This window comes from Halomonas sp. 3D7M (assembly GCF_014897885.1).
Taxonomy (GTDB): domain Bacteria; phylum Pseudomonadota; class Gammaproteobacteria; order Pseudomonadales; family Halomonadaceae; genus Vreelandella.
In genome coordinates, this window is sequence record NZ_JABUZF010000275.1 from 17563 (window position 1) to 23002 (window position 5440).

The 5440-nt window shown below is 50.3% G+C and carries 3 protein-coding genes and 1 pseudogene; 1 reads left to right on the forward strand and 3 read right to left on the reverse strand.

What is annotated here, in order from left to right:
• The 3 genes and pseudogenes from INT22_RS21670 to INT22_RS19800 all read right to left on the reverse strand — a co-directional run.
• Positions 1-319 (reverse strand): annotated as a pseudogene (locus INT22_RS21670) (HlyD family type I secretion periplasmic adaptor subunit); the annotation flags it as partial.
• Complete coding sequence (locus INT22_RS19795) at positions 316-2079, reverse strand: type I secretion system permease/ATPase (RefSeq protein WP_193060328.1); 1764 nt, start codon at positions 2077-2079, stop codon at positions 316-318. The gene INT22_RS19795 and the pseudogene INT22_RS21670, both read right to left, overlap by 4 nt.
• A 148-nt stretch (positions 2080-2227) precedes the next feature.
• A complete protein-coding gene (locus INT22_RS19800) occupies positions 2228-4567 on the reverse strand; it encodes a DUF4214 domain-containing protein (RefSeq protein ID WP_193068778.1) in 2340 nt (779 codons plus the stop codon).
• A 216-nt stretch (positions 4568-4783) separates the two neighbouring features.
• Here INT22_RS19800 and INT22_RS19805 point away from each other — a divergent pair.
• On the forward strand, positions 4784-5440 hold a 657-nt coding region (locus INT22_RS19805), incomplete at its 3' end, for a DUF4214 domain-containing protein (protein WP_193068779.1).

Genomic DNA, 5440 nt, shown 5'->3' on the forward strand with positions numbered 1-5440 from the left:
GTGGCTGCCCCGCCTCTACCTTGTCTCCATCTTGCACCAATAATTCTCGTACAATACCGCCTTCAAGGTGTTGAACGGTGCGCTTAAACGATTCCATGGAAACATTACCAGGGGCGACCACGGCGACTGCCAGCGATGCTGTCACAGACCACAATACGAAGCCGCCAAGCGCTATGCTTAAAATTGCGTAACCGAGTTTTCGATAACCTTTATCACTCGTTGGCAATGCCTCTTGGGCCTCGCCATCTAGAGTAACCGGACCTTGGGGCGTTACATCAATTTCCCTATTGGCTGGAACCTTGCCTTTCTGCTGGCTCATGTCGTCTCCTCGCTGCCATTTCCACGACCGCCTGCAATAGCAGAAAGGCGAGTGGCGTTTTGTTGGCTAACCTGGGGGCGCGATTTTTTAGCAAACTGGGCAAGCACTTGGTCTCTAGGTCCAAACATGCTTACTTGGCCTTCCTTCATTACCAATAGTTTATCCATGTTTTTCAACACGCTGGTTCGATGACTTATCACAAACAGCGTTGTGCCTTCTGCTTTTAATTGAGCGATTGATTGGCCTAACGCTCGTTCACCAGCATCGTCTAAGTTGGCATTAGGTTCGTCTAGCACCACGAGTACGGGATTACCATACAAGGCACGGGCCAACCCGAGACGCTGGCGCTGACCTCCGGATAGCGCTCCACTGTTAGAGCCAATAACGGTGTCGTAGCCATTAGAAAGCTCTAACACCATTTCATGAACACCCGCTTTTTGGGCCGCAGCAACCACTTTTTCAGCATTAATCTCCCCAAAACGGGCAATATTTTCACTGATGGTGCCATCAAAGAGTTCGATATCTTGTGGCAAATAACCAATGTGGGGGCCCAGTTCGTCACGGTTGTATTGGCTAATCGCACCACCATCAAGTCGTACGTCTCCAATCTGCGTTGGCCATATCCCCAACAGTACGCGGGCAAGCGTTGATTTACCTGCCGCACTTGGGCCAATAATGCCAACATGCTCGCCTTTAGCGACGCTAAAGTTAATACCCCGGATGGTAGCCATACGTGCACCGGGAGGAGCAGCCGCTACGTTCTCCACATCGATAATGCCTTTCGGCGCTGGCAGAGACATATGACGCTGCTCGTCAGGTATCTGCGTCAGTAGCTCGTTTAATCGGCTGTACGAGCCACGCGCGGCTACAAAGCCTTTCCAGCCACCGATCATTTGATCAATAGGTGCCAGCGCACGTCCCATTAGAATAGACCCGGCAATCATCATGCCGGGAGTCATCTCCCCTTGGAGCACTAAAAGCGCACCTAGACCAAGAATTAATGACTGAAAGAGCAAACGCATTACTTTAGACGTATTGGTCAAAGCGCCTGCACGGTCACTCGCTTGTGACTGTTTAGCAAGGAATTCATGGTGGCGCTTTGACCAGCGTCCCATAATGCCGGGCAGCATGCCCATAGCATGCAGTACTTCAGCATTTCTCAGGTTAGAGTTGGCTAGGTTTTGTGCTTGAATTTGCTCGCTATTGGCTTCGGCAAGTAAGGTCTTAGTAGATTTTTCATTAGCAACCGCAAGCGCAAATAGAATAATGCCCGCACAGGTAGCAAACACCCCTAACCAAGGGTGAAAAATAAACAGAATACCTAAATAAACGGGCACCCAAGGGGCGTCAAAAAAGGCAAACAATCCATTCCCAGTTAGAAACTGTCGTAAGCTGGTCAAGTCATTTAGCGGCTGAGCACTTTGAGCCCCTGGTGCAACTAAACTACGGCGAAACATGGCACCATAGAGGCGCTGATTAATCGTAGTATCTAATCGGTTCCCTATCCTAACCAGCATTCTTGACCGAACTAGCTCAAGCCCACCCATCACCATAAAAAGAAAGACGACGACAAGCGTCAGCATGATGAGCGTATCGAGACTTTGCGTGGTAAGCACGCGGTCATACACCTGGAGCATGTACATGGGGGGAACTAGCATGAGCAAATTGACGAACATGCTAAAAAAGCCCACCGATACAAACGAACCCTTACAGGCGCTTAATGCACGCTGCAGATCCGTTGCTTCCTGTTGCTTTGCCATGGAAGGGTCACCGTTGAATCAAAGAAGTCACGCGAGGATTATCGCGGCATCATAACAGAAACGCCCCTGCCTAGGGTAGGGGCGCTGGAAGCACTGGGTGTTGAGTGAGATAAATAACGTGCTTACCCAATAGAATTAGGTTTCTTCACTAGCCAAACAGCATCACGCTCTCTGCTGACTCTGTGAAACCAACCATAACAGCACCACGCTCAGCTCCATTATCTAGCTTATCAAGCCAATATGCTTGACCTGCCGCATCTGAAGCCCTTTCGAGTACATTTTCATACATTAGTTCAATATAGGCATCGTTTTCTATACTACCGTATTGCCTTGCAAACTCCTCTGATCCCACAAAGCTATCAGCAATATCATTCAGATTGGCCGACTCACTCACGTCAAGCCAATAGCCTAACCCTTTGCCATCCGCTGTGCGGTCAAAAGCGGCATCGTAAAGGCGTAGCAGCGGATCGACAGGGGCATCAAAGACAGCATCGCTGCGCTCACCAAGGTTTTGGATTCGTAGATCTTCGCTAGCAGGAGTTTCTTGTTCACTAAACGGCGTTTCGCTGAACATGCTGGCCATGTATTCAGCGAAGGCATCCTGCTCTGTGCCTTTTTCGGCGAAGTCAAAGAGGCCGTCATCCTCGAAGGCACTCATAAGATCTACCCGGTCTTGGTAGCTGTCTTCACCTAGTGGATAGCCGTCGCCGCCATCGGCCAAAAAGCCTAGCGTGACGACTTTGACAGCCTCTTCAGCACTACCTACCAGGCGGCCACTGGCGGCGAGTACATCGTTGGTACTGCCATCGTCATTAACAATGACCGCATTTTGGATGCGCTCGCCAGCGGGCTGGCTAAGATCATAGCTGTACTGAATACCGCCCACCTGGGCAAACTGACCTGCGGTGACCCCCGGTGCCGATGCAGCAACCGCATGCTCCAGAACCTCCAGCAGTTTGCTGCGTGTGATAGTGATTATGGCTAGGTCGTTGTTGAACCGAAGTGATGACGCTGCATCCAGCTGAGATACGCCGCCCTCTGGTTTACCAATGGCGGAATTGGCACCTGGGGCTTGGTAGCTTGGCTCACTGTCGCTTCCTTCTACGACGACATTACAAATCGGTTCACGGATCCCACCGCCGTTTTTGAACGATACTACGACATCTTCGTCAAGCTGCTTGGCATACCAGAGGTTGGCATCCGCGGTTAGGTTACCCAAATTGGTTTCTTCGGTGCGCACCGCTGCCCGCTCACCGACCAGGTATACATCGGTCAAACCAAGGATATTGCCGTCTTGCTCAGCAACAAACTCACCCACCGAGCCGACTAAATCATTAGCAATATTACCTTTAGTGCCTTCGGCGAAGGCGCTTACCAGGTCTCCCCACAGCGCTTCTACCTGCTCATCGGTAGAGGCGTAAATACCAGAAGAGTTTTCATCGATGGCGTCAGCAATCACACGTCCCTGTTCGTCAAACTCTACCACCAGTTCGGCAACATAGCGCCAGCCCCCGTCGGTATTAACGACGACTACATCGTTACCTGCAGCATCTTGAGTAACGATGGGGTAAGTGTCATAGGGCTCGCCTGCCCCTGGGAATAAGCCACGATCCTGGTCTTCTTGATCTGCCAGAAGACTATTAGAACCACCGGCAATGACGATATCGACGCCGTCCAGCAGTGTCGCCAACTCTTCTTCAAACTGAATTTGCTGAAGGTGCGAGCTGAGGATGATTTTATTGATGCCCTGCGCCTCAAGGTCATCAATGACGGGCTGAATAAGCTCGGCCAGGGCTTGCATGTCATTGCTGCCACCGGTCAGCACATTGACATCGCCAGGTGAAGAGATGCTCTCCAGAATTTGGGTAGTCACGCCAATAATGCCGATTTTCTCTCCGCCACGCTCAGCAATGACCGCCGGAGCTAGCTTAGGCTTATTAGCGCCTGCCAACAGTTCCTCCAAGGTGGCTTGGAAGGCGTCTTGGCTTAATATTTCTTCGGTCGCTAAGCCGCTTAGAGCGGAATCGCCTGAGAAATCCAGGTTGGCGGACAAATAAGGAAACTGCGAACCTAGCCACTCAACGTCTGCCGTAGTACCGCCGTTCACGACCGACGCAATCATTGCTTCGATCAGCCCGGTACCCAAATCAAACTCATGGTTACCCAATGTCACGGCCGCCGCGTCGACCAGATCCATCAATAGAGTCTCAACGCGCCCAGAAGCGGCCGTAATACCGCTCATGGAGCCAGCTTCCAACCCATAAATCTCTTCAACTGCTGCTTGGAAGGCTGCCTGCAGGCTTGAATCAGCGGCAGCGTTCAAGTATGGCCCAGGCAACACTAAATCTCCCGAGCTAACAAACAACGAGTTAGCGTATTGGTCTTCTAAGTGATCCACGATAGAGATGAAATTGGGTGCATTAAGCAGGTCTCCCCCTCCCCCCTCCATATCGGCTGCGTGCAGGAGTTGAAGTTGGAAGTTACTCATGGCGTTTCCCTTTTTTAATCGATGGAGAAAATAGGCAACCATGAGATTACGCAGCTAGCCATTGCAAATACATGACGCTTTAAAGAAAAAGTTTTTTCACGTTGCTATAAGTCGCTTAGCCCCTAAGTATCATAAAAATAAAACATTTAAGTAATTTAATTGCTATGACTCAGTAATAAATTCACCCCTTCTATTCATTCTGTAAGGGCTGGTTAAATGACCAATTTTGAGCTTGTTTCTACGTTATATCACGATATTTTGTTGCGTGAGCCGGATGAGGCTGGCGCTAATTATTGGACTGCCGCCCTGGATAGCGGGACTGCCGATGTTGCAACCACTATTAACTCAATGGTGGCCAGCAATGAATTTCAGCTGCAAATCCAGACTATTATTACGCTCTATAGTGTTCACCTATTACGTACGGCCGATCCTTCAGGCCTCAAGTACTGGGTCAATGAGTACCGCAACGGCTTAGCATTAGAAGAGATTTCCAATAGTTTTCAAGCGTCTAATGAGTTCGAAGCCACCGTTTCTAACTTGAACGATACCACTTGGCTAACTCAACTCTACAACAGTGTTTTGAACCGTGAGCCTGACCCTGAAGGCTTAGTGTACTGGTCAGCGCTGCTGGCGGATGGGCTGCCTCGTGAGGAGCTTGTCACAGCATTTATGAACAGCAGCGAAAGCATTGAACAGCAATCAGCACGTGTATTAGCTCCTTTACTCGGCGATGGCTCCAGCGTAGATGATGTTGAGTCGCTACTGAGTCGTTATATTACGCAGCTCGAGAGCGAGCCAGAAGCCCCCGAAGTACCAACAGAGCCTGAAGAGCCAACAGAACCTGAAGAACCAGCAGAACCTGAAGAGCCAGCA